Below are 25124 nucleotides of genomic sequence, written 5' to 3' on the forward strand. Positions count from 1 at the left end.
CCGCCACCTACAGGCGGGCTTTCGTTTATCAGGATCGCCGACATGGGGCAGCTCTTAGGGCAGCTATCCGTCTACGCGATCGGCCTAAGCGGCCTTTTTCTGCTGATCGGCTACGTTATGATCCGCTTGAAAAAGCGCACCTGGCATATGCGCTTTATGCTTGTGGCCACGGCCTTTGCTGCATTGTTTTTGGTTTTCTACCTGCTCAAATGGGGCCTTTACGGAACCACGCGATACGCAGGTCCGGAGGCCTGGCGTCTGCCTTACTACGTTTTGCTCTTTCTGCACACCGTGCTGGCTGCGGCCAACGGCCCGATGGTTATCGTGCTCCTCGTGCACGCCTTTCGGGGCCGTTTTGAGCGGCACCGGCGCTTGGCCCGTTGGACTTTTCCGATATGGTTGTTTGTGGCCGTCTCGGGCTGGGTTATCTACTGGGTCCTGCAAGCTTACGGGGAGCCGGCCGGCGCGATCCGATTTTGAGCTCTTCTTTGCCCACTCGAGCACTCTGGTCGTATCTTGAGGCGTCATAGCGGAGGTGGCGGAATCCGGTAGACGCGCCAGACTTAGGATCTGGTGGCCTCCAGGCCGTGCGGGTTCGAGTCCCGCCCTCCGCACAATCGCCATCCCATCTGGGGAGCTGATCAGAAGCCATAAAGCGCGGTTCCCACGGGGCAGTGTAGGCAGCCGCCCTCCGAGCAAAAGCGACCAAAGAGGTGCTGTAGGGCCTGTGCGTCAGCCTCTGTTTGTGCGCTTAAGGGGGAATGCGCAAAGCGCCGGCTGATGCGGTTGTACCCCCTCAGCGGCACAGAGCGATATAGAGCAAGCAAGCGCGCAAACCAGTCGAGCGGCTGTGCCTCCTCGCGTAGCGCACACAGGGCCGGCAAGACGGCGTTTACCAACAGCACATCCAGGCGCTCTCGGCCAAGCCCAAGACGAGACGGCTGTCGCAGCCTAACGCCCCAGGTTCGATGTTCTTGCCAATACGCGGACACCGGTGTCTGCAGCAGCCGGCGTAGCGCCGGCAACCCCTGCTGCGCGGCCTGTTGCAAGCGCGGCGCAAAGGGCGCCTCCAGAAGACGTTCTGCGAGCGCGGCGGCCTGGGCGATGCGGGGCACGGGATGGTTAGCGGGCCGCACCCGAGCTGTGCGCCATAACGTGCCGGGTATGGGCTCCGGGAGGTCCGCAAGATGCTCCCAGGCGGCGCGTACAGCTTGGGCATAGGCATCAAGGCGAGCCTGCTCGGGATCCGGCAGCCAGCCCGCCACCCCGAAAAGCAACGCCTCGCGGCTTATGCGATCAGGTAGGCTCCTTAGCCGCTCCAGCGGAACCCTTTCGGCCAGCAGGCGCATAGGCTCTCGGTTGGCGGAGTATCCCAGGGCTTCGGCCAAGGCGCGCCAGAGCGCCTCATCCCAGGATGCTATCTGGCGTGTTCGGAGGCGCTCGCTATCGCGCCGAAACCGGGCTGTTTTGTCCAGCAGCCGCGCCCTCTGTAGCGTGTCCAGTATCCGACGCGCCTCTTCTGGCCGCAATCTGGCTAGCTCGGGCTTGCAGTAGGGGATCCGTTCCAGATCGGGATGCTCTAACGTTCGTAAAGAGGCAGGTGCTAGGGGTTGCAGCACAAGCTCAGGAAGCCGGGATCCGTCGGCTCGGTATAGAGCGCCTGTACACGGATCGGCCCGCCAGATGAGGTGCAAGATGACGGCGTTGTAGCGGGGGTCTTGGTGGTGTCCGTGTCGCACCCAGTCGGCCGATCGCCAGTGGAACTCAAGAGCGCCTGCCCAACGCTGCTCCCCTATGAACAGTTCGGCCCCCTCTATGTCTGGCCCTTGATCCGGATTGGGTCGGCCCAGCCGCACCACGCGCACGGGGAGGCCCTCTACGGTGCGAAGCGCATGCGTCTCGAAGGCGCCGTACAGCCAAAGCGCATGCAGCAGCCGCTCCGATGGGGCAGGTCGCATTTGCGAACATCCAGCGGACAGGACCTCGCGGTCCAGGCCGCCGTTACACCGATCGATGGGCCCAGAGCAGCTGGCGCAGTGTCTCGGCTTGCTTGCGGGCCTGTTCGGCGAAGTCCGGGCCCGAGCCCGCCTCCAGAACGCTCCGGCTCACGTTGATCAGGACGCAGCCTCCGCCGGCCGTTCCGTACCGAACGGCCTCGGCCAGGGCCCCGCCCTGGGCTCCTATGCCGGGGATGAGCAGCGGAAGCTCGGGGGCCTTGTGGCGCACGTTCCGGATCGCCTCCGGTTCCGTGGCGCCGACCACAAGCCCCAGGTTCAGGGATCGAGCGCGGGCCCAGGCGTTGACTTGGGCGGCCACCTCTTGGTAGAGGGAGTGTCCCGCTTGCAGGCGCTTTTCCTGTAGCGTCTGCGCCCCCGGATTTGACGTGCGGCAGAGCACGAAGACCGCTTTATCTGGGTAGGCCCAAAACGGTTCCAGGGCTTCAAGCCCCATATACGGGGAGGCCGTCACGGCATCCGCCCGCGGCATGCGCCCCAGGAGGGCTTGCGCGTAAAAGCGCGCGCTATGAGGGATATCGGCCCGCTTGGCGTCCAGGATCACCATCGGACCCGGTGGCACGCTCGATACGAGCGCCTCCAAGGCCGCCCAGCCCGCCGCTCCGTGCGCTTCATAGAAGGCCGTGTTGAACTTAAAGGCGCAGACCACTTCCTCCGTGGCGGCGATCAGGGCCGAAACAAACCGGTAGATGGCCTCTACGGGGTCGCGCTCCGGATGTAGCGCAGCCGGCAACCGTTCCGGATCCGGATCCAGGCCCACGCACAGAAGCGAGCGGCGGGCCTCCTGCAAGGCCCTTAGGCGATCCAGCCAGCTCATATGGAAAGCCATTCCGCGTTCAGGTACGGAACCAAGACCTCCGGCACGCGTACGCGTCCCTCCCGGGTCTGGTAATGCTCCAGAAGGGCCGCCACCACGCGCGGCAGGGCCAGACCGGAGCCGTTGAGTGTATGCACCAGACGGGGCCGGGATCCATCCCGGGGCCGAAAGCGCAGGTTCATGCGGCGGGCTTGAAAATCCTCGAAATTCGAGACGCTGGAGACCTCCAGCCATCGGCTCTGTGCAGGGCTCCAGACCTCCAGGTCGTACTTTTTGGCCGGCGTAAAGCCCAGATCGGCTGTGCACATAAGCAAAACCCGATAGGGAAGCCCAAGTAGCTGCAGCAGCCGTTCGGCGTCCTCTCGCAGGCTTTCCAGTTCCGCGTAGCTCTGTTCCGGATGCGCGATCCTAACCAGCTCGACCTTGTCGAACTGATGCAGCCGGTTAAGCCCCCGTACGTCTCGGCCGTAGGAGCCGGCCTCGCGTCGAAAGCAGGGCGTGTAGGCGCAAAGCCGTATAGGCAGGGCGTCCTCCTCCAGCAGCTCGTCTCGGTAGTAGTTCGTCAAGGGGACTTCGGCCGTGGGAACGAGGTAAAGCTCGTCGCGCTCGATTACGTACATCAGGTCCTCTTTGTCGGGAAGCTGGCCCGTGCCGCGGGCGCTGGAGGCGTTTACCAGCAGCGGGGGCTCCATCTCCAGATAGCCCCGCCGGGCCGCCTCGTCCAAGAAGAAGGCGATAAGCGCCCGCTGCAGACGGGCCCCCATGCCGACGTAAAACGGAAAGCCGGATCCCGACACCTTGGCTCCGCGGGCAAAATCGATGATCCCCAGCGCCTCGGCGATCTCCCAATGCGGCCGCAGCCCCTCAGAGGGGCGAGGGTCTCCCCAAATGCGCACGACCTGGTTGTCTGAGGCCGACCGCCCAACGGGCACCGAGGGGTGGGGGGGATTGGGGATCTGCAGCAGAAGCGCCTCTTGCTCGGATTCGATCGCCTGCAGGCGCTCTTCAAGCTGCCGGATGCAGTATTTGAGCTCCGCCGTCTGGGTCTTGATCGCGCTGGCCTCCTCTTGACGACTCTGCCCCATGAGCTGACCGATTTGTCGAGAGAGCGCATTCAGCTCAGCCCGCAGACGATCGGCCTCTGCTTGCAGGCGGCGCCGCTCCTCGTCCAAGCGCAGGATTTGATCCACCAGTGCCGGATCGCCGGCTTGCTTAAGCAAAACAGCCTGCCGGATCCGCTCTGGGTCTTGTCGCAACAGCCGAATATCGATCATGCTTTGCAGAACGGGCTATGCGGCCGCCAAGCTACACCTTTTGCCGCGGCTGGCGCAATCGGTTGCGATCCGATCGCGTCCCGCTGTACCTTTGTTCAGGATGCATAGCAAGCGAAGGTAGCAACATGAAGCCCGGTATCCATCCCGAGTACCGCGAAGTAACCGTGCACTGCATCTGCGGCAACAGCTTCAAGACACGCTCGACGGCCAAGCGGGACATCAAGGTCGAGATCTGCGCGGTCTGCCATCCGTTCTACACGGGTAAGCAAAAGTTCGTCGACACCGCAGGCCGCGTCGAGAAGTTCATGCGCAAATACGGCCAAGCTTACAACCCGCAGTAGGACATAAGCGTGTAGCGTGCACACAGGCGGGGCGGCCACATAAGGTCGCCTCTGTTTGTTTTTGGGCCGGAGCTCGGCGCATGACCCAGATCGTTTATCTCGTGGAGGATGCCCAAGTAGCGCGCCTGCTTCCGCTGGTGTGGACCCGACCTGTTTTCGAGCTGCGCGTGGGCGTGCGCACGCTCTGGGAGAAGCATCGTCGGCTCTGGGGGGGCGGTGTGGAGCTGCGGGCCTGGGTGCGGCCCTTCCTGGCGCCCTGGACCGAGCAAGCCTACGACATCGCGGCAAACCGGTGGAGGCCCGCGGATGTCATTTTTTGGGTGAACGCCCGCTGGATCCCCACAGAGACCCAGGTACGCGCCATGAGGGATGCGCGGGGGCCGCAGAGCTGGTGGTCGGGCTCGCAGTGGTTGGCTCTGCGCCTGGAAGGCGAGGCGCTGCTGAGGTGGGATCCCGAACAGGGGGACCCGAACAAGGCCTCCGAGGGATGGCCCCGCACCGATTGGGAGGGGGTTCAGCTCCTGCGGAGGCTAGGGGATGTGGTTTACGAAAGCGCGGCCGAGTTGACGCGAGAGCTCAGCGATTTCCCCCTAGGCCGCTTTGAGGGTCGAATGCACGCAGGCGCCCTTGGGCTTACACCGGAGCGCATATACCTGGCCCCCGGATCGGTGGTTTATCCGGGCGCGGTGCTCAATGCGGAATCCGGCCCGATCGTGGTCGACGAGGGGGCTGAGGTGGGAGAGTTAGCCGCCATCCGCGGGCCATGCTACATCGGCCCGCATACGCAGGTGCGTATGGGCGCGCGCCTGTATGGCGGCACAAGCATTGGGCCCGTCTGTAGGGTGGGGGGAGAGGTCGTGATGACGACTTTCCAGGGCTATGCCAACAAGGCCCACGACGGGCATCTGGGGCATGCCTGGATCGGCGCATGGGTCAATTTGGGGGCCGGCACGCAGAGCTCCAATCTCAAAAACGATTACCGGCCCGTGCGCATCTGGGATGCGCTCGAGGGTCGTTTTGTGGACACGGATCGGCAGTTTTTGGGGCTATTTGCTGCCGACCACGTCAAATCCGCCGTCGGAACCACGTTCAATACGGGCACGGTCGTGGGGGTGGGGGCCAACGTATTCGGGGCCGGTTTTCCCCGAACGGTCATCCCGTCGTTTAGCTGGGGAGGGGCGGCGGGCTTCAGCACCTATCCCCTGGACCGCTTTTTGGCCGCAGCCGAGCGCGTGCTTGCTCGTCGAAATCGCTCCCTATCGGAGGCGGACCGGGAGCTGTTGCGCTACGTCTACGAGGCCACACGCCCAGAGCGCACTTGGGAATCCTGATGCCGCGCCGATCTGCGATTCCACGTCCGGCGCCACAGGCGCCGATGCGCCAGTGGGCCTTATATGCGCTGCGGCGCGTAGCAGAAGAGGGGGCTTTCGCCGCCCGGTTGGCCGATGCCGAACGGCTTACGATCCCCCAACGCCCCCAAGTCACGGAGCTGGTTCAGGGGGCGCTGCGGTGGCGCCGCTATGTGGACTTTCTGCTGGCGCGCTGGTACCGTCGCGCCGATCGTCTGGAGCCCGCCGTGCGGGCCATGCTTTGGATCGGGCTATACGAGCTGCGTTTTACAAGCGCCCCGACCCCGGTCGTGGTGAACGCCTGGACTGAGATCGCTCGAGAGTATCTTCATGAAGGCGCAGCCAAGCTGGTGCACGCTCTGCTGCGCCGTGCCCTGCGCGAGCCGCGCTGGCCGGAGCCGGATGTCGAGGATGCCGTGCAGCGGCTCGGGATTCGGTATTCGTACCCGGATTGGATCGTAGAGGGCTGGCTGCGCTGCTGGGGGCGCGAGCGTACAGAGGCCTTGTTGCGCTGGGGTAACGAGCGGCCGCGTTTTGCTGTGCGCCTCAACCCCCGCCGGGTGCGCTCTTGGCAGGACCTGGGACTGTCTTCGGAGACGCTGGAGCGCCTGCGGCCGGAGCCCGTAGAGGGGTTAGAGCGGACCTTTTGGGTGCACGCTCTGGCGCCGCTTCGAGGTGCCCTTCTGCGAGGCATGCTCGCAGTACAGGATCCGGCCTCGGCTTGGGTGGTGCGGTTGTTGGATCCCCAACCCGGGGAGCGCATCTTGGACCTTTGCGCCGCCCCAGGAGGGAAAACCTTGCTCATTGCCGAGCTGATGGCCGATCAGGGGGAGGTTTGGGCTATAGAGGTTCACCCTGGTCGGTCGCGTTACCTGGAGGGCGCCGTCGGCCGGTATGGCGCCCGATGCGTGCGCGTGTTGCAGGCGGACGGTCGACGGTGGCGACAGGGGCTTTTCGACCGGGTTCTCGTAGACGCCCCCTGTACGGGCCTGGGTGTGCTCGCCAAGCGAGCCGATCTGCGCTGGGCGCGGCAGCCAGAGGATGTGCCTAAGCTGGTGGCTCTGCAGCGGGAGCTTTTGGAGAACGCCGCCCAACTCGTCCGGCCCGGCGGGGTGTTGTTGTACGCCACTTGCACGCTGTGGCCCGAGGAGAACGAAGAGCAGGTGCAGGCCTTTTTAGCCCGACATCCGGAGTTTACGCTGGAGTCCGCATGCGGCTGGGTGCCTGCCGGTTGGGTTCAGGAATCGGGCTGGATGGTGAGCTTTCCCCCCGATACGGGCGCCGATGGGGTTTTCGCTGCGCGGTTGCGCCGGCATCGCTAGGCGGGAATGGAGCGGCCCTCTTTGCTGTTGAAAGGCTCGGAAAGATTTTAGATTTTCGCTATTCGAAGGTGCATTTTGCGACGCCCCCGTTGGCCTCAGAGTGCGGAGGACGGCATGAGATGGTGGGAGCTGCTCTTTCGTTATAAAATGCGCGTGGGCATGCTGGCCTGGCTCTTTCACCGCATCAGCGGCCTGGCCCTCGTGGGCTACATTATTGTCCACGTCTACGGGCTTCGGACCCTAACGGATCGCGATCAATTCAACGCCCTGATCGCGGGTTATCATCATCCCCTCTTTCGGGTGCTGGAGATCTTCCTTTTGGCTGCTGTGACGTATCACGCGCTAAATGGGTTGCGGATCGTGCTCATTGATTTTCTGGGATGGTCTCCCCAGCAGAAACGGCTTTTCTGGACCCTTTCAGGAGCCGCGGTGCTCATCATCGGGCTGGGGGCCTATCCTATCTTGCGGATGTTCTTTTAAGGAGCGCACGAGACCATGAGGCATCTATATCAGCCCTCGCCACGTCCCCGGGCATTTTGGTGGTTTTTCCATCGGGTCTCGGGAAGCGTGCTTGTGATTATGCTCATCGTGCACTACTGGGTGCAGCATTATGATCCGGCCACGGCCACGATGACCTCCGAGCTGCTTTCTGAGGGGGAGCTACCCCGCTACGGAGAGGCCGCGCAAGCCCGCACGGGGCTAGTAGAGCCGACGCCATACGATCTGGTCATGGCCCGACTGGCCGATCCTGCTTATGCGTGGTTTTGGAAGACCTACAACCTGCTTTTTCTGCTCTTCGCCTTACATCATGGCTTTTACGGGCTCTCCAACATAATCGGAGACTATGTTCGCCACGACATGGCGCGGCTGCTGCTGACCGTGCTGGCCTGGTGTGTGGCTCTGTTTTTGCTCGTGGTTGGGGCCTATTCCGTGATCACGGCGGGCTGGAATTACACTCCCCCCAAGCCCGGCTGACATCCGAAAAGGGGGATAATCGGGTATGGCGGTCTTTGAGCATGAGGTCGTCGTAGTGGGCGCAGGGGGCGCGGGGCTCATGGCGGCTCGTTATGCCGCCGAGGGAGCCGATGTGGCCGTGCTTAGCAAGCTGCATCCGTTGCGCTCCCATACCGGGGCCGCTCAGGGCGGCATCTGCGCTGCTTTGGGCAACGAGGAAGAAGATCACTGGATTTGGCACGCCTTTGATACGGTCAAGGGCTCCGATTATCTGGGCGATCAGGACGCGATCGTGGTCATGTGCCAAGACGCGCCCCGGACCATCATCGAGCTGGAGCACGACGGCGTGCCGTTTTCCCGCACCCCAGATGGCAAGATCGCCCAGCGGCCCTTTGGCGGGCATACGCGCAACTTCGGGCAGGCCCCTGTACGCCGGGCCTGTTACGCGGCCGATCGAACGGGCCATGTGATCCTGCACACCCTCTATGAGCAGTGTCTGAAGCGCAAGGTGCGCTTCTATAATGAGTTTCAGGTGCTGGACTTGCTGATCAACCCCGATGGCGAGACGGCCGGTGTGGTGGCCTACGAGATTCGAACGGGTGAGATCCACACATTTCGCGCTAGGGCCGTTGTGCTCGCCACCGGCGGCTACGGCCGCGTCTACAAGACGACCTCAAACGCGCACGCCAACACGGGCGATGGGTTCGCCCTCGCCTTGCGAGCCGGCATCCCGCTAGAAGACATGGAGTTTGTGCAGTTTCACCCCACGGGCATGTACCGGCTGGGCATCCTCATCACGGAAGGTGCCCGCGGCGAGGGCGGCGTGCTGCGTAACCGCTATGGGGAGCGCTTCATGGAGCGCTACGCCCCGACGGTCAAGGATCTGGCCCCGCGCGATGTGATCAGCCGCTGTATCTACCAGGAAATCCGCGAGGGCCGCGGCATAGACGGCAAGGACTACGTGTATTTGGATCTCACCCACCTGAGCCTTAAGGAAATCGAAACGAAACTTCCCGAGATCGCCACGTTTTCGAAGATTTACCTCGGTATCGACCCGTCACGGCAGCCTGTGCCCGTGGCCCCCACCTGCCATTACGCCATGGGGGGCATTCCGACGGATGTGGACGGACGCGTCTACCGGTCCGTTCGGTTGCTAGACGGTCGAGACGGAAACTATCAGGACGCAAAGGGCCATTGGGTCACCCCGTCTTTTGAGCTAGAGTACGTTCCGGGCTTGTATGCGGCTGGAGAGGTGGCCTGTGTCTCCGTGCACGGCGCCAACCGGCTGGGCACCAACTCGCTACTGGATCTTGTGGTCTTCGGACGTCGAGTGGGCAAGGCCATTGTGCGCGAACTCGAAACAGGCGGGCGCAAGCTGCCTGCGCTTCCGGATAACCCCGAGCAGCGGGCTCGGCAGGTGTTGGAGGCTATCTTGAGCCGCACCGAGGGGGAGTCCGTGGCTCGGGTGCGGGCCGATCTGCAGCAGATGATGATGGATTACGTTTCCGTCTTCCGCACCGCCGAGACCTTGGAGAAGGCTCGCCAAGCGATCGCCGAGATACGCCAGCGGGCTGAGCGCGTGCGCATCGACGACCACGGCAAGCAGTTCAACACCGATCTTATGGAGGCCTGGGAGCTGCTGTCCTTGGTGGACGTAGCCGAATCGATTATCCACAGCGCCGAAGCCCGCACGGAAAGCCGCGGCGCCCACACCCGAGAAGACTATCCCAATCGGGACGATCAACGTTGGCTCAAGCACACGCTCTTTTACCGACACCCGGATCAGTCCACAGAGCTGCGCTATCGACCCGTGGTCATCTTGCCGGCGGAGCAGTATCCTTTCTTCCAGCCCAAGGAGCGCAAGTACTGATGGACAGCTGGTCGACGATGTCCCTGATCTGGGCCGTGGCCCTGAGCATTCTAGCTCTACATGGGGGGCGTCGGGCGTGGATGCGTTATCGCAACGGGGACTATGACTTGATTAGGCTTCTGGGCCTTTGGGGCGGATTGCTCCTGGGGTGTGCCCTCTTGTGGCTAGGCTACTGGACCATTCGCGGAGCCATCTGAAGGCGAGGAACGACCCATGCAGGTGACAGTCAAAATCAAGCGCTTCAATCCCGAGACCGACTCGGCGCCGCACTGGGCAACCTACCAGGTGCCGGCTGATCCCATGGATCGGGTTCTAGACCTGCTCAACTACATCAAATGGAACATCGACGGCACGCTCACGTATCGACGCTCCTGCGCCCATGGCGTATGTGGGTCCGACGCCATGCGGATCAACGGGGAGAACAAACTGGCCTGCTCCGTGCTCGTCAAGGACTTGGGCTCTGAGATCACCATCGAGCCTCTGCCCGTGCTTCCGGTGATCAAGGACCTGGTCGTAGACATGAGTGCTTTTTTCCGGAAGTACGAAGCCGTCAAGCCCTGGCTCATCAACGAAGACCCCCCGCCGGAGCGGGAGCGGCTGCAAAGCCCTCGGGAGCACGCCCTGATCGAAGAGGCCACCAAATGCATCCTGTGCGGGGCCTGCACCCAAAGCTGCCCTTCGACCTGGGCCGATCCCGACTACCTGGGCCCGGCCGCCCTGCTTAAGGCCTACCGGTTTGTGTTCGACTCCCGGGATCAGGGCGCGGAGGAGCGGCTGCGCATCGTCGACAGCAACGAAGGCCTCTGGAAGTGCTACACGATCTTCAACTGCGTGCAGGCCTGCCCGAAGGAGATCGACATCACGCGCTGGATCTCCGCGCTGAAGCGGCGCGCCGTCACCGCCCGCTATTGACCCGATCGTTCCTTGCTGCATTACTTGGAGTTGTCCAAAGACCTAATCTCAACCCACACCACTTGCCAGGCGCGCGTCCCTGAGAGGGCGACGCGCCTGTTTGTTTTCTTGACTTTCGCGGCCGTTTTCCGTAATTAGCGGCGCCCCGAAGATCTGCCGCATCCGAATCGGATGTTTTCGGAAAGCGCACACAGCGGGTCGCCTTCTGCTCGCAAAGCGGGATCGATCCGCAAGTGAGGATCTTCGGGTCGATTGGCGACGGCGTGCGGTTCTGCTGGGGTTTCTTGTGTCCCATTCCGAGCCGGGCAAGCCGCCGCAGAGGCACATCTACGGGAAGCGTCGCAACCAATGATGCGGTTAGCCGTTTTCGTATCCGGTCGCGGGTCGAATTTACGCGCCCTCTGGGGGGCTATTCGGTCAGGCTATGTACCGGCGGAGCTCGCTTGCGTGGTATCCGACCGGGCTTGCGCGGCCTTGGGCTGGGCCCAAGAGCAGGGCATTCCCGCTCATGTAGTGCCCTTTACGGAGGACGCAGAGGCCTTCGCCCAAGCCCTGCAGGCCGTGCTATGGCCCTACGGGGTTGAGGGCCTGGTTTTGGCTGGATATCTGCGGCCGATCCCCCCGGCCGTGGTCTCGGCCTATCGAGACCGGATCTTAAACGTGCATCCGGCCCTGCTGCCGGCCTTTGGCGGAAAGGGCTTCTACGGACGGCGCGTGCACGAGGCTGTGCTCGCCTCCGGGGTGCGCTGGACGGGGGTTACGGTGCACCTGGTAAACGAGGCCTACGATGCGGGTCCCATTGTAGTCCAGGAGCCCGTGCCCGTGCTGCCCGAGGATACGCCTGAGTCGCTGCAGGCGCGCGTGCAGGCTGTAGAGCATCGGCTGTTGCCGCTTGCCGTGCGTTGGCTAGCCCAGGGGCGTATTCGTTTGCAAAACGGACGGGTGCAGCTTCTACCTCCTGAGCCCGTTTTGGAGCAGGAGCTTCAGGTTCGACGGGCGTTGCTGTCCGTTTCCGACAAGACCGGTCTGCTGGAGCTGGCCCGTGCGCTGCAGGAGTTGGGCGTGGAGCTGCTCTCCACGGGGGGGACGGCGCGCGCACTGCGAGAGGCTGGCCTAGAGGTGACGCTCGTAGAGGCCTACACGGGCTGGCCGGAGATGCTCGGGGGGCGGGTTAAGAGCCTGCATCCGCAGCTGCACGCCGCGATTCTGGCCCGTCGGGATCAAGTGGCGGACCTAGAGGCGCTGGAACGCTGGGGGGTGGAATGCATAGATCTGGTGGTGGTCAATTTCTACCCGTTTCCGAAGGCGTCCGCTCAAGCCCTAGCGACGCAGGAGGAAGCGATAGAGCAAATAGATATCGGGGGGCCGGCCCTGGTGCGCGCGGCGGCCAAAAACCATCAATGGGTGGCCGTGCTGACCGACCCGGCTCAGTATGCGGAGATTCTGGAGGAGTTGCGCGCCTCCGGCGGGCGGCTTTCGCTTCGGACCCGAAAGCAACTGGCTCAGGCCGCTTTCGCCCGCACGGCGGCCTATGAGGCGGCTATAGCTCAGTACTTTGCACAAGAGCCATGGCCCACATGGTGGGCGCAGGCCTGGCCCTTGGCGCAACCGCTTCGCTACGGGGAAAACCCTCATCAGCGGGCGGCCTTTTACGGCGACATGGCCGCTTTTATCGAGTTGCTTCACGGGCGGGAGCTTTCGTACAACAACCTGCTCGACATCGACGCGGCGCTTCAGCTGGCTGAGGAGTTCGCCGAGGACGCGATGCTATGCGCCATCTTCAAGCACACCAACCCCTGTGGGGTGGCCTTGGGCGGCAGTGCGCGCCAGGCCTGGGAGCGGGCCCTGCGAGCCGACCCGCAGGCCCCGTTCGGGGGGATCGTGATTTTTACCCACCCCATAGACGACGAGGCGGCGCAGGCCGTAGATCAGCTGTTTACGGAGATTATCCTGGCGCCGGACTTTACGCCGGAGGCTCTGGAGCGACTAAAACAGAAGCGCCATCGTCGGCTCATTCGCTGGCGTCCGGCCCAGAGGCCCCGCTGGCAACTGCGCTCCGCGCTCGGGGGGGTGCTGGTGCAGGAGCGCGACACGGGCGCGGATGCGGACGTATCTTGGTGGGTTCCCACCCGGCGCCAGCCCACAGAGGCCGAATGGAGGGCGCTTCGGTTCGCCTGGCGCGTGGTGCGGCATGTAAAATCCAACGCGATCGTCGTGGCCGAGGAAGGGGCCACTTTGGGCATAGGGGCCGGCCAGATGTCCCGCGTTGACGCGGCGCGCTTGGCCGTCTGGAAGGCGCAGCAGGCCGGTTTCGCCCTTCGGGGTGCTGTGGCGGCTTCGGACGCCTTCTTCCCGTTTCCCGACGGTTTAGAGGTGCTAGCCGAAGCCGGTGTGCGGGCCGTCATACAGCCCGGCGGTTCGATTCGAGACGCCGAGGTGGTGGCGGCGGCCGATCGGATGGGGGTGGCGATGGTTTTCACCGGAACAAGACACTTCCGACACTGAAGGGACGTAGGCATGGGGTTGTTGGATTTTCTCTGGATCGACGTGGCTATCGACCTGGGTACGGCGAACACGTTGCTGTACGTGCGAGGCAAAGGTATCGTGCTTAATGAGCCCTCTATCGTGGCCGTACACCGCTCCACGCGCAAAGTGATCGCCATCGGTCATGAGGCCCTGCAGATGCACGAAAAGACCCACCCCGAGATCCAAACGATTCGGCCGCTGCGCGATGGGGTGATCGCGGATTTCGAGGTGGCCGAGCAGATGATCCGTGGGCTTATCCGCCGGGTTCAGAACCGATGGTACACGTCCACCCGCCGGATCGTGATCTGCGTGCCAAGCGGGATCACAGAGGTCGAAAAGCGCGCCGTGCGGGATTCGGCCGAGCAAGCCGGCGCGCGCGAAGTATACCTGATCGACGAGCCCATGGCGGCGGCCATCGGGATCGGGCTCAACGTGCACGAGCCCGTGGGGAATATGATCGTCGACATCGGGGGGGGTACGACCGAGATCGCTGTCATCGCCTTAAGTGGGATCGTCTTGGCGGAATCCATCCGCATTGGCGGTAACGAGCTCGATGAGGCCATCATCCAGTACTTCCGCAAGCACCACAGCTTGCTTATCGGAGAGCGCACAGCCGAACGCATCAAATGCGAAATCGGGTCCACCGTGGAATTGGATCCTGAGCTAGAGATCACGGTGCGGGGCCGAGATCTCATATACGGCATTCCCCGTACGCGTACGATTAGCTCCATCGATGTACGGGAGGCGATCCGGGAGCCCGTACAGGCCATCGTGGAGGCTGTGGTTCGTTCGCTAGAACGCACGCCCCCGGAGTTGGCGGCCGATATCGTAGAGCGCGGCATCATGCTCACCGGCGGGGGCGCCCTGCTAAGGGGGCTAGACCGACTCATCCGAGAACGTGTGCAGCTTCCGGTGCACGTGGCCGATGATCCCCTTACGGCCGTCGTGCGCGGAACGGGCAAGGTCTTGGATGACCTGGATACCTACGCCAAGGTCCTCTCGTAAGGCGTCTTCCCCATGGCAGGCTTCTGGCGCATCTGGGGGCGGATCCGCGACCACGTGTTGCTCGCGGTCCTGCTCAGCTTGAGCCTGCTTACGCTGTTGCATCAACAGAGCGAACAGCTTCGTTTGCTCCGTCTGTTGGCTTTAGGGGCCACGGCTTGGGTGCTCGATTACACGGATCGGGCTTTAGGGATCCTCCGGCTGGCCGGGGAAAATGAGCGGCTGCGCCAAGAAAACCTGCGCCTTTCAGGGGAGCTCAGCAAGCTTCGCACGGCGGAGGTGCTGTATCAACGCCTGGAGGGCTGGTGGCGGGCCCCCGATTCCCTGTTTCGCGCCTGGCCCGCCGTGCCGGCCCGTGTGGTGGGGAAGGATCTTACGGGCCTACACAACCGGCTTGTACTCGGCATCGGGCGCTCCTCTGGCGTTGAACCCGGCATGCCTGTCGTGACCCCCGAGGGGCTAGTGGGCAAAATCCTCGTAGTGGGGTCCCGTTATAGCTTAGCCCAGGCGTATTTGAACACGGACTGGCGCGTGAGCGCCGTGTTGATGCGGCAACGAGCCCTCGGTGTGGTGCGCTGGGATGGTCGTAGGCCCGATCGGCTGCTGCTTGATTACATCGTTCCGAGCGTAGAGGTGCGCCCCGGGGATTCGGTCTTGACCTCGGGTCTGAGTTTGGACTACCCGGCGGGGATTCTGATCGGGCGCGTGCATAGCGTGCGTGCTGATCCGCGTCGACCCTTTTGGCACATCGAGCTTGAACCCGCTGTACCGTTGTGGTCGCTTGAGGCGGTTTTCGTGCTGCGTTTTCGGGCCGATCCTGAGCGCGTGGCGATCGAACGCTCCGGATTTAGCGCAAGATGATCGCGCGTTGGTTGCGCTACATAGGGGGCCTTCTAGGGATCGGATTGGCGCAGGCGATCCTCTTAGAGCGCTTGATCCTCTGGGGGGCGGTGCCGGATGCGCTTTTGCTCCTGGTGGCCTGGGTGGCGCTTCGGCGGGGGCGACTAGAGGGTTTGCTGGTGGGGTTTATGGCGGGCCTGCTGCTTGATGCCATCCGCGACAGCTGGGGCCTGCAGATGTTCACCAAGACCCTTACCGGCTATCTTATCGGCCTCTATCCCATAGAAGACCGAGCGGGATTCGTCTTGCGCTCGCAGGAAGCCGCTTTAGTGGCGTTTTTGTCCGCCCTGCTGCATAATACGTTTTGGGTGGGGTTGTTGGCTCTTGGCCAGCCTGTGTCATTGGGTAGACTGGTTGGCTCGGTATGGCTAGGCGGAGCGCTGTATACGGCCCTCATAGCCTGGATCGGGTTTTTGTTCTGGAGGCCCCATCGTGTCGCCTAATCCCCCCATAGCGCCCGAACCCGTAAGTAGGCTTCGGCTGTTGCGGTTTGCCATACTGACCCTCATGGGCCTGCTTGCGCTGCGGCTTTTCTGGCTGCAGGCCATAGAGTACTGGCGACACGCGGAAAGTTCCCGTCGAACTACGCTGCGGGCCCAGCCGGTTGATCCTCCCCGGGGCACCCTGTATGATCGCAATGGGGTCGTGCTCGTCGATACGGAGCCGGCCTTTACGGTCACCCTTACGCCCGTTGACTTCGACACCCGGCAAATTCCAGGGCTGGCTCGTCTGCTAGGGGTGCCGGATTCGCTCCTCTGGGCTCGCTATCGGCAGGCGCGCGCTTATAGCCTCTATCGCCCCTCTCGCTTGCTTCGGGATCTCGACGCCCGGCAATTCGCCCGGCTGCAGGAGAACCTATATCGCTTCCCCGGTATTGATCTGCAGGTGGAGACCCGTCGCCGGTATCCGGCCGGTGTCCGGGGGGCGCACGTATTCGGGTACGTCCGGGAGATTTCGGCCGGGGAGCTGGCCCGGCGCCGGCCCGTATACCAGATGGGCGACCTGATAGGGCATACAGGCCTGGAGCGGTTTTACGAGGCCGAGCTGCGCGGACAGCGGGGCCAACACCTGGTGCTGGTAAACGCCTTGGGTCAGGCTATAGGACCTTATCGGGAGGGCGGTGAGGATGTGCCCCCGCAAAGCGGATTTGACCTGGAACTGGGTCTAGACGCCAACCTGCAGGCGCTGGCCGAGTCGCTCATGACCGGGCGTCAGGGCGCGGTAGTAGCTATAGACCCCCAGAACGGAGAGATACTGGCGCTCGTTTCCAGTCCGGATTTCGATCCGAAGGCGCTTACCGGTGTGGTAGACCCCTCGCTTTGGAGAGACCTCAACACGGATCCGGCGCGGCCCTTGTTCAATCGGGCCATTCAGGCCGAGCAACCTCCCGGTTCCACGTTCAAGCCTTTTATGGCTTTACTGGCGTTGCAAGAGGGGATAATTACGCCGCAAACGACCGTACGCTGTGGAGGGGGGTTCTACTTCGGCCGCTTTTTCCGTTGTTACGGCGGCGCTCACGGGCCCGTGAACGCGCAGCGCGCCGTGCAGGTCTCCTGCAACACGTTCTTCTACTGGCTGATGACCCGCCTAAACCTGCAGCGCTGGCATTGGTACGGCCGGCAGTTCGGCTTCGGTCGGCCCACGGGCATCGACCTGCCCGGAGAGCGGGGCGGTGTGCTGCCGGATAGCGCCTACTTTAACCGCCTCTACGGGCCAGGCCGCTGGACGATGGGCTACCTGATCAGCCTCGGTATCGGCCAAGGCAACCTGACCGTTACACCCCTGCAGATGGCGGCCTACTGCGCGGCCCTGGCCAACGGGGGCTGGTACTACACCCCTCATGTGGTGCGTCGGATGCGCAATCCGCAAACCGGACAAGAACGCCTTTGGCGTGAAGCGCCCAGGCGTATACCCATAGATTCGACCTATATAGCGCTTATTCGAGAGGGTATGCGTCTGGCCGTGGAGGCCGGAACCGGAAGGGCCGCGCGCGTGCCCGGGATCGCGGTCGCGGGCAAAACGGGCACGGCGCAGAACCCTCATGGGCGCGATCACGCCTGGTTTATCGGCTTTGCCCCGTTTGAGAAGCCCCGCATCGCCGTAGCCGTGTTGGTGGAGAACGCTGGCTTCGGTGGGGTTCACGCCGCCCCGATCGCGCGGGCGCTTTTTGAGCGCTATCTTCGAACCCGGTCTGTTCGGCCGCAGACGGTCAGCCGTCCGCTCAGCTTGCGCTAGGGGCTCCCTATATGGGCTCTCTTTCCAAGCGCTCCTGGATGCCTGGATGGGCCTGGTACGCCGTGCCGGGTGCGGCTCTGCTGCTCATCCTGTGGGGGCTTTTGGCGATCTACAGCACCACACACGGGGTCGCCGCCGAACATTTGAGCCCGATCCTGAGGGCTAACTTTGAGCGGCAGCTGCTCTGGTTCGTCCTAGCCCTGCTTTTGGTGGGTTTCGTTTTCTTGCTCCCGGAGGAGGCCTACTACCAGCTAGCCTATCCGATCTATGGGGTTACGCTGCTGTTGGTCGCGGCCACGGTGCTATGGGGGCGAGAGGTCAACGGCGCCAAATCGTGGCTCTACTTCGGTCCAGTGGGCATCCAGCCGGGCGAGTTCATGAAGATCGGCACCCTCTTGGCCATGGCCCGTTATCTGAGCGGGCTTCGACAGCGCAACACGTTCGTTTCCTTTGCGCGCCTCCGGCCCCGGGCGCACTGGCTACAGCGCTACTATCCGCTGATGGGGCGGTTGCGCGATGGGATGCTGCCCGTATTGTTGGTGCTGGCGCCCGTAATACTACTCATCGCACAAAACGATACGGGCACGGCCCTCGTCTTTCTCATCCTCATCCCCGCCCTGCTTTTCGGCTCGGGCCTGTCTTTGGGCGTTACGGTATCCATGATCATCCCTGTCTTGGTGCTCTATCTGGGGTTGCTTGATCTCCGCATAGCCACGGGGGTGGCGATAGGGGGCGCGCTGCTTGTGGGGATGCTCGAACGGGATCGCCGCCTGGTGTTCTTCGGGGCTTTATTCAACGGGACCGCCCTGGCCGGCGTCTTTGCGCTGCCTTATCTGCTCAAACCGCATCAGGTAGCCCGACTGGAGGCCTTTGTGAACCCGGAGCTTGACCCGCGCGGGGCGGGCTGGAACGTGCTTCAGGCGCAGATGGCCATTGGCTCCGGTGGCATATGGGGTAAGGGCTTCCTCCAAGGGGCTCAGACGCAGGCGGGGTTTGTGCCGGCTCAGTCGACGGACTTCATCCTCTCCGTAATCGGGGAGGAGTTTGGTCTTGTGGGCACTTTGAGCGTTTTGGCGCTCTACGCCGTATTGTTGCTGGGTTTGCTCCATATGGTCGAACGGGGAGGCTGGTTCACGCGTCTGGTTGGCATCGGGGTGGTGAGCTTGCTGCTTGTGCACATCGTGATCAACGTGGGCATGAACACGGGTCTAATGCCCGTTATCGGAGTCCCGCTGCCGTTTGTCAGCTACGGGGGCTCGGCGCTGCTGACGAACATGTTTCTGGTTGCGCTCATCATGCGCCTGTATCGGGAGCATCAGCAGCGGCTGCGGTTTCGCCAGCTGTAGGTTTGCTCGGCCTTCGAGCGAAGACGTAATTTCCGCACATCAAAAGCAAGGGGACGTGTTCGATCATGAAAGTCAGCATCGTAGGGGCCGGCAACGTGGGGGCTACGGTGGCCGACGTGCTAGCCCGTATGGATCTGGTCCAAGAGGTCGTGCTCGTGGACATCAAAGAGGGGCTACCCCAAGGCAAGGCGCTCGACATCGCGCAAAGTGGCCCGATTGCGGGCTTTGACACCCGTCTTATCGGCACGCAAGACTACGGCCCCACGGAGGGCTCGAACATCTGTGTCATCACGGCGGGCCTGCCCCGCAGGCCCGGTATGAGCCGGGACGATCTACTGGACGCCAACTCGCGCATCGTACAAGAGGTCACGGAAAACCTCGTGCGGCGCTCTCCGGATGCGATCCTGATCGTCGTTTCCAATCCGCTGGACGTCATGACCTACGTGGCCTACGAGACGAGCGGCTTTGAACCTCAGCGGGTCTTCGGTATGGCCGGGGTCTTGGATACGGCCCGCTACCGGGCCTTCATCGCCGAGGCCCTCAAGGTTTCGGTGCGCGACGTTCAGGCGCTCCTGCTGGGAGGGCACGGGGATACGATGGTTCCCCTGCCCCGTTATACAAGCGTGGCGGGGATCCCGGTAACGGAGCTGTTAGATGAACGGACCCTGGCCCAGATCGTGGAACGCACCCGATACGGCGGCGGGGAGATCGTAAACCTGCTGGGCACCAGCGCCTGGTACGCCCCTGGAACGGCCGTGGTCGAGATGATCGAGGCCATCATCAAGGACAGCAACCGGATTCTGCCCGTCGCGGCCTGGTTAACGGGTCAGTACGGGATCCGCGACCTCTTCCTCGGGGTCCCTGTCAAGCTCGGCCGAGGAGGCATCAAGGAGGTGATCGAACTCAAGCTGACCGAAGAGGAGCGGAGGCTTTTGCATCGATCGGCCGAACATGTTCGCGAGCTCCTGGAAGCCTATAAACGCATTGCCGCGACGCGGACGTAGGCCCTTCACCAAGCCGCTGAGGCCTCGGCTAAGCGCGGACGGTGTCTTGCTATTTAAGGGAGCAGGCCATGAAGAGCATACGCTACGGTGCCTGGTTGCTAGCAGCCCTTCTGGGGCTGGGTTGCGGAAAGACCGAAAAGCCGTATTTCTCCGGCTCCATCGGGGCCACCTGGACTTACGACGTCTACAGCTTTCGGCAGGCCAACGAGGCCGATCGCACCAAAACGGGAGAGCGCACCACGCAGAACGCAGCTGAGGTCTCCATCGGCGGGCGCTCGGCTATCTTGCAGCGCAATGTTACGGGTTCGGCTGTAGACACGACGTACGTGCACCTGGATGGGGATGGCAACCTCTGGCGCTACTACCGCAGCCCTCGAGAGGTACTAGGAGCCCTGACCGCCTCGATTCGCGTCACGGGAGGTTTCAGCCCTAGCTGGCAGCCCTTTATCCGTTGGGATGCCGGGGCCTCTGGCTATAGCTTTTTCCCGTCAGGGCCCTACCAGGTGCAGGGCGTCCTGAGCGGGCTCAGCTTCACGGGCACTTTACAGGTCAACTCCACCGGCCGCCAGGTGGGCATCGAAACCGTCACAGTGCCAGCTGGCACGTTTCGCGATGCGGCCAAGTTTGTGCTCAACGCCGCCCTGCAGGGCAACCTGCAGTCGCCCGCGGGCCCGATAAACGTCACCGTACCCGTTACGATCACCGTTTGGGTCGCCCGGGGGGCGGGGATCATACGCCAAAGGACAGATCCCATTACGGTTTTCACCGAAACCCTGGCGGGCACCATTTGGGAGCTACGTTCCGTATCGGGCTTTTAGCTGCTTTCAGGGGCCGGAAGCGCGAAAAAAAGCAGCCGCTGAGGGTGTCCCTCGTACACGCCAAAGTTCTCGCATAGCAGCCAGCCGCCCCACCACGGGCTTTGGGGCGTACGGAAGACGAGCTCTAGCTCCCGCAGCTGAGGCCCGATTTCGGCCGTCGAACCGGGCCAAGGTCGGTAAGGGGCGGGGCCAACGAAGAGCAACACGCTCGATTCAACGGGTCGGATGAGATGAAACGGATTAAGCGGCGGTTGCACACAAGAGCTCGTAGCTGCGCATCGGATGCGTAGCCGCACGATGGCCCAGAGGCTGCCTGGCTGAGGCCTCCAAGGGCCTCCGCCCTCTACGGGCAGGGCGCGTTCAGTCAGTTCTAAGCCGATCACGCTGAACTCCCAGCCGTTATAGAGCCGAACGGAGCTTCCCACAGGCAGAGCCGTATCCGGTAGAAGCCCCTCCAGACCGGGATGCTTAGTGCCCAGGTACACAAGCGCTACAGGTCGCAGCTCCGTGTAGCGGGTAAAGGGAAACAGGGGGGAAACCCCCTCTCGGAAGCTTCCAAGCCGCAGATATATCGGAACGTAGCCACTGCGCACGGCGAAACGCACCCGCATGCGGCGCTCCCATCCTGGGGGCTCTTGTCCTGTCGTCCCGGGTATGCCTGGCTGACCGTCCACCTGCCCATTCCATAGGGCCCGGAAAAGGCCCCTACCGGGGTCAAATACCACAAGCATGAGCCCGATTCCTTGGTTAGAGCCAGCGGGAAAGAAAAAGGGGTTCATCCAACCTTCTCCGGCCTCCGGACCAAGCCGACGCAGCGTGACGGAAACCTCCACATGGGGTCCGGTCAGGGATACGTGTTCGATTCGGATCACGTAAGCCCCTATACGCGTCGGCGCCTCCCGAGGCAGGCGCGGCAGGGATTGCACCTCCTGAAACTCTAGCTCCGCCTCTAAGAGCGCGGGGTCGCTTTCCGGCTCTACGAGTGGCGTTACGCGATCGCAGGCGCTGGCGACGAGAGCCAATAGCAGGTATCCGAGGCGCTTCATAGGCGGATTCTCCTCAACTAGATATCCAAAAACAATTATCCGGAAGCTCAGCGCGTCAAGCGTTCGGCAAAAAGACCGGGTCTTTTCGGTTGCGCTTCTATCGCGAGTGCGGGCAAATTCGATCCGTCATGTGCCAAAACGATTCCGCAAGCTAGCCGCCCGAGCGCGCAAGGCACACCCCATATCCAGGTAGATCGCGGACGAACGCTCTCGATGTCGGATTTTTGCAAAACTAGACAGAGAATGTCTCGGTTGCTCAGTTTTCCGTAGGCACTGCGAATGGCGAGGTGCGATGGTGCCCGCCTTCCTTTAGGATTTGGCAGCATAGGCCGGTTGAAGGGAAACGCTCCGTTTGTGAAGTCGGTATGATCGTGGCCGTTACGGGCGCCACAGGGCTAGTGGGCTCCCACGTGGTTCGGGCGCTTCTGCGCAGGGGGCTAAAGGTGCGCGCCCTCGTTCGCCGTCCGGATCGCCTGGATGTGCTCTCCGATTGCCTTTCTTCCGTGGAGTTCGTCCCCGGAGACATAGAGGATCCAGAGGCTCTGCGGGCGTTGCTCAGGGAAGCCGACGCGGCTGTGCATGCGGCGGCCCTGGTGGCTTTTCATCCGCGCTGGCGGGCGCAGATGCGGCGCGTAAACGTGCGCGGCACCGCTTGTCTTGTCGACGTCGCCCTGCAGACCGGGCTTAAGCGGTTGGTGCATCTCAGTTCCGTGGCCGCCCTGGGGCTTCCAGAGGATGAGGAGCCGATCGATGGCGCGTTACGTTTCGGATTTCCCGCATGGTCCTCGTATTACGGCTACACGAAATACCTAGCTGAGCTTGAGGTGTATCGGGGCATCGCCGAGGGGCTTCCGGCCGTCCTGCTGAATCCGGCTTTGGTTTTCGGACCAGGGCGCATCCGCGAGGGGACAGGACGGCTCTTTTGGGCCCTCCATCGGGGTTGGATTCGTTGCTATCCTCCGGGCCGGGTCGCCTCCGTAGACGCCCGGGATGTGGCCGAGGCCGTCTGCTTGGCCCTGGAGAAAGGCACGGTAGGCCGCCGCTACGTGCTGTCGGCGCAAGAGCAGTCGTTTCGAGAGCTTTTGGCGGAGATCGCCCACGCGCTAGGACGGCCTGTGCCTGAGCGCCCCATAGGGGCGCACGCGCTGCGCTGGCTCGGCTGGATTGGGGAGGCATGGGGGTGGATTAGCCCCAAGCCCGTAGGACTGACGCGAGAGATCGCGCAGGCCGCTTGTCGGACCCCACGCTACGACGTTCGAATGGCTCAAGAGGAACTGGGGGTGGTCTTCCGCCCCTTTTCCGAAACCGCGGCCGATACCGTAGCGCATTACCGAACCACAGGGCAGCTTTAGGCGCGATCGCGCACCCGAGATGCCTATTTGCCGAACGCCTCAACAAGCAGGGATCACGTCCATATGGCCTCACGCGTTCACAAATCGCCTGCGCACCCCGAATCCGCAAGCGCTCGCACCTTGGCCACGTATATCAACGCCGGCACAAGCCGGGAAAAGATCCCCGTGCTCATCTTCGAAGACCCCCATCAGATGGCCGTGCAGGTCGCCAAGAAGATCGTGCGCTTGATCGAGGAGAAACGCGCCGTCGGCGACTGGGCTGTCCTGGGTCTGCCCACCGGCAGCACCCCCATCGGGGTTTATCAGGAGCTTGTGCGCCTGCACCGGGAGGAGGGCGTGGACTTCTCGAACGTCGTCACGTTCAACCTAGACGAATACTACCCGATGCACCCCGACTCGCTGCAGAGCTACCACCGCTTTATGTGGGAGAACCTCTTTGAGCATCTCGATATCCCCCCCGATCAGATCTTCATCCCGCGAGGGGATATTCCGCGCGAGGCCGTCGAGGAACACTGTCAGTGGTATGAGCGCATGATCCGCAAATACGGCGGGCTGGATCTGGTGCTGTTGGGCATCGGCCGCTCCGGGCATATCGGCTTCAACGAGCCCGGATCGGACCGTTCCACGCGCACGCGCCTGGTCGTACTCGATGAGATCACGCGCAAGGACGCTGCCAGCGACTTCTTCGGAGCTGAAAACGTGCCCCGAGAGGCCATCACCATGGGGGTGGGTACGATCCTGGAGGCCCGCGAGGTTATCCTCATGGCCACCGGGGAACACAAGGCGGCCATCATCCAGCGCGCGGTTGAGGGGGAGATCTCCCGTCAAGTGCCGGCCTCCTTCCTGCAGGAGCATCCGAGCGCGTTCGTCTACGTCGACCGGGCGGCTGCCGCGGAGCTGACGCGCGTCAAGACCCCCTGGCTCGTCATGGACGTACCGTGGGACGATGCGTTGGCCAAGCGAGCCGTGATCTGGCTCTCCAAGCAGGTGGGCAAGCCCATCTTGCATCTGGAGAGCGCCGATTTCTACAACCACCACCTGCACGCCCTCGTGCACCGCTACGGGGACGTGGACCGGCTCTGTCTGCGGATTTACGAAGACCTCCGGAGCCGGATCTACTACGCCGACCGGCTGCCGAAGCGCAAGCGCTTGATCGTTTTTAGCCCCCATCCCGATGACGACGTCATCTCCATGGGCGGCACGCTGCGCAAGCTCGTCGAAAACCATAACACCGTGGTCGTGGCCTACATGACCAACGGCAGCGTGGCTGTTTTCGACAACGACGTGCGCCGGCATCTGCGCTTCGTGGAGATGGCCTCTGGCATACTGGGCATCACGGGCGAAGCCCTAGAGCGCCTGCGCCGGGAGCGAGATCGGATCTTCGAGTTTTTCCGCCGCAAGCGGCCCGGGGAGGTAGACCTGCCCGAGGTGCAGGCCCTGAAGGCCTACATCCGATACTCGGAAGCCATCGCGGCCCTGGAGACGATCGGTTTGGGCCCAGAAGCGGCTCGCTTTCTGGACATGCCGTTTTACAAGACCGGTCAGGTGCGCAAGCTCCCGATCAGCCAAGCCGACATCGCGATCGTACTGGGCCTTCTGCGAGAGCTGGAGCCATATGCGATCTTCGTCGCAGGCGATCTTTCCGATCCCCACGGCACCCATCGGATGTGCTATAACGCCATCATGGCCGCCCTGGAGCAGTACGAGGCCGCAGGGTACGCCCGCCCCCAGGTCTGGCTCTATCGAGGCGCCTGGCAGGAGTGGGGGTTGGAGGAGGCGACCGTGTTCGTGCCCATGTCGAAATCCGAGCTAGAGTGGAAAATCGAGGCCATCTTTAAACACGAAAGCCAAAAAGATCGGGCTATGTTCCCGGGCGCTTACGATGATCGGGAGTTCTGGCAGCGTGCGCGCGATCGCAACCAGGGCACGGCCCGTGAGCTGGATCAGCTGGGCTTGCCGGCCTTCTACGCCGTGGAGGCCTTCCTTGTGCAAGGCCTCTAGTTTCCTTGACTTTACGCGCCGAAGCCGGCTATTTTTGCGC

General features: G+C 63.0%; 23 protein-coding genes, 1 tRNA gene and 1 pseudogene. 21 read left to right on the top strand and 4 right to left on the bottom strand.

Annotated elements, in window-relative coordinates:
- Positions 1-42: 42 nt before the first annotated feature.
- Complete coding sequence (locus NZ993_09225) at positions 43-480, top strand: DUF420 domain-containing protein (protein MCS7155967.1); 438 nt, start codon at positions 43-45, stop codon at positions 478-480.
- A gap of 49 nt (positions 481-529) precedes the next feature.
- Positions 530-614 (top strand) — tRNA-Leu (locus NZ993_09230).
- A 27-nt stretch (positions 615-641) separates the two neighbouring features.
- Here the strand turns inward: NZ993_09230 and NZ993_09235 are convergent.
- The 3 genes from NZ993_09235 to serS are packed head-to-tail and all read right to left on the bottom strand — an operon-like array spanning position 642 to position 4106.
- Positions 642-1958: a DUF2851 family protein gene (locus tag NZ993_09235; GenBank protein MCS7155968.1), complete on the bottom strand. Its 1317-nt coding sequence runs from the start codon at positions 1956-1958 to the stop codon at positions 642-644.
- Between the two features lie 43 nt (positions 1959-2001).
- Positions 2002-2832, bottom strand: coding sequence for an orotidine-5'-phosphate decarboxylase (pyrF, locus tag NZ993_09240; protein ID MCS7155969.1), 831 nt, complete (start codon positions 2830-2832; stop codon positions 2002-2004).
- Complete coding sequence (gene serS, locus NZ993_09245) at positions 2829-4106, bottom strand: serine--tRNA ligase (protein MCS7155970.1); 1278 nt, start codon at positions 4104-4106, stop codon at positions 2829-2831. The genes pyrF and serS overlap by 4 nt, the downstream gene beginning before the upstream one ends.
- Positions 4107-4231: 125 nt before the next feature.
- Between serS and rpmE the strand changes: the two genes are divergently transcribed.
- The 17 genes and pseudogenes from rpmE (at position 4232) to NZ993_09330 (ending at position 20685) form a co-directional block, all read left to right on the top strand.
- Complete coding sequence (gene rpmE, locus NZ993_09250) at positions 4232-4447, top strand: 50S ribosomal protein L31 (protein MCS7155971.1); 216 nt, start codon at positions 4232-4234, stop codon at positions 4445-4447.
- 80 nt (positions 4448-4527) lie between these two features.
- Complete coding sequence (locus tag NZ993_09255; GenBank protein ID MCS7155972.1) at positions 4528-5778, top strand: putative sugar nucleotidyl transferase; 1251 nt, start codon at positions 4528-4530, stop codon at positions 5776-5778.
- Positions 5778-7118 carry a 16S rRNA (cytosine(967)-C(5))-methyltransferase RsmB gene (gene rsmB, locus NZ993_09260; GenBank protein MCS7155973.1) on the top strand — a complete coding sequence of 447 codons (1341 nt, stop codon included), beginning with the start codon at positions 5778-5780 and terminating at the stop codon, positions 7116-7118. The genes NZ993_09255 and rsmB overlap by 1 nt, the downstream gene beginning before the upstream one ends.
- Positions 7119-7232: 114 nt before the next feature.
- The gene (gene sdhC / locus NZ993_09265) at positions 7233-7598 is read left to right on the top strand and encodes a succinate dehydrogenase, cytochrome b556 subunit (protein ID MCS7155974.1); all 366 of its coding nucleotides are present in this window, start codon (positions 7233-7235) and stop codon (positions 7596-7598) included.
- Positions 7599-7613: 15 nt separating this feature from the next.
- Positions 7614-8093, top strand: coding sequence for a succinate dehydrogenase (locus tag NZ993_09270; GenBank protein MCS7155975.1), 480 nt, complete (start codon positions 7614-7616; stop codon positions 8091-8093).
- A 25-nt stretch (positions 8094-8118) separates the two neighbouring features.
- The gene (sdhA, locus tag NZ993_09275) at positions 8119-9942 is read left to right on the top strand and encodes a succinate dehydrogenase flavoprotein subunit (protein ID MCS7155976.1); all 1824 of its coding nucleotides are present in this window, start codon (positions 8119-8121) and stop codon (positions 9940-9942) included.
- Positions 9942-10139 (top strand): hypothetical protein, encoded by a 198-nt coding sequence (locus NZ993_09280; GenBank protein MCS7155977.1) that lies wholly within the window; start codon positions 9942-9944, stop codon positions 10137-10139. The genes sdhA and NZ993_09280 overlap by 1 nt, the downstream gene beginning before the upstream one ends.
- A gap of 16 nt (positions 10140-10155) precedes the next feature.
- On the top strand, positions 10156-10854 hold the full coding sequence (locus NZ993_09285; protein ID MCS7155978.1) for a succinate dehydrogenase iron-sulfur subunit: 699 nt from the start codon (positions 10156-10158) through the stop codon (positions 10852-10854).
- Between the two features lie 351 nt (positions 10855-11205).
- Positions 11206-11772 (top strand): annotated as a pseudogene (gene purN, locus NZ993_09290) (phosphoribosylglycinamide formyltransferase).
- A 51-nt stretch (positions 11773-11823) separates the two neighbouring features.
- Positions 11824-13359 (top strand): bifunctional phosphoribosylaminoimidazolecarboxamide formyltransferase/IMP cyclohydrolase, encoded by a 1536-nt coding sequence (gene purH, locus NZ993_09295; GenBank protein ID MCS7155979.1) that lies wholly within the window; start codon positions 11824-11826, stop codon positions 13357-13359.
- A gap of 12 nt (positions 13360-13371) precedes the next feature.
- Positions 13372-14385, top strand: a complete 1014-nt coding sequence (locus NZ993_09300) for a rod shape-determining protein (protein MCS7155980.1) — start codon at positions 13372-13374, stop codon at positions 14383-14385.
- A 12-nt stretch (positions 14386-14397) separates the two neighbouring features.
- Complete coding sequence (locus tag NZ993_09305; protein ID MCS7155981.1) at positions 14398-15243, top strand: rod shape-determining protein MreC; 846 nt, start codon at positions 14398-14400, stop codon at positions 15241-15243.
- Positions 15240-15725, top strand: coding sequence for a rod shape-determining protein MreD (gene mreD / locus NZ993_09310; GenBank protein ID MCS7155982.1), 486 nt, complete (start codon positions 15240-15242; stop codon positions 15723-15725). Before NZ993_09305 ends, mreD begins: the two co-directional genes overlap by 4 nt.
- Positions 15715-17517 carry a penicillin-binding protein 2 gene (mrdA, locus tag NZ993_09315; protein MCS7155983.1) on the top strand — a complete coding sequence of 601 codons (1803 nt, stop codon included), beginning with the start codon at positions 15715-15717 and terminating at the stop codon, positions 17515-17517. Before mreD ends, mrdA begins: the two co-directional genes overlap by 11 nt.
- Before the next feature lie 11 nt (positions 17518-17528).
- On the top strand, positions 17529-18863 hold the full coding sequence (locus NZ993_09320) for a rod shape-determining protein RodA (GenBank protein ID MCS7155984.1): 1335 nt from the start codon (positions 17529-17531) through the stop codon (positions 18861-18863).
- A gap of 65 nt (positions 18864-18928) precedes the next feature.
- Positions 18929-19867 (top strand): malate dehydrogenase, encoded by a 939-nt coding sequence (mdh, locus tag NZ993_09325; protein MCS7155985.1) that lies wholly within the window; start codon positions 18929-18931, stop codon positions 19865-19867.
- A gap of 68 nt (positions 19868-19935) precedes the next feature.
- On the top strand, positions 19936-20685 hold the full coding sequence (locus NZ993_09330) for a hypothetical protein (protein MCS7155986.1): 750 nt from the start codon (positions 19936-19938) through the stop codon (positions 20683-20685).
- Here NZ993_09330 and NZ993_09335 read toward each other — a convergent pair.
- Positions 20682-21731 carry a hypothetical protein gene (locus NZ993_09335; GenBank protein MCS7155987.1) on the bottom strand — a complete coding sequence of 350 codons (1050 nt, stop codon included), beginning with the start codon at positions 21729-21731 and terminating at the stop codon, positions 20682-20684. The two genes, NZ993_09330 and NZ993_09335, sit on opposite strands and share 4 nt — an antisense overlap.
- A gap of 365 nt (positions 21732-22096) precedes the next feature.
- Between NZ993_09335 and NZ993_09340 the strand changes: the two genes are divergently transcribed.
- Positions 22097-23083 carry an NAD-dependent epimerase/dehydratase family protein gene (locus tag NZ993_09340; protein MCS7155988.1) on the top strand — a complete coding sequence of 329 codons (987 nt, stop codon included), beginning with the start codon at positions 22097-22099 and terminating at the stop codon, positions 23081-23083.
- 63 nt (positions 23084-23146) lie between these two features.
- Positions 23147-25084, top strand: a complete 1938-nt coding sequence (nagB, locus tag NZ993_09345) for a glucosamine-6-phosphate deaminase (GenBank protein ID MCS7155989.1) — start codon at positions 23147-23149, stop codon at positions 25082-25084.
- Positions 25085-25124: the final 40 nt, after the last annotated feature.

The organism is Bacteroidota bacterium, from assembly GCA_025059945.1.
In the GTDB taxonomy this organism is placed as follows: domain Bacteria; phylum Bacteroidota; class Rhodothermia; order JANXDC01; family JANXDC01; genus JANXDC01.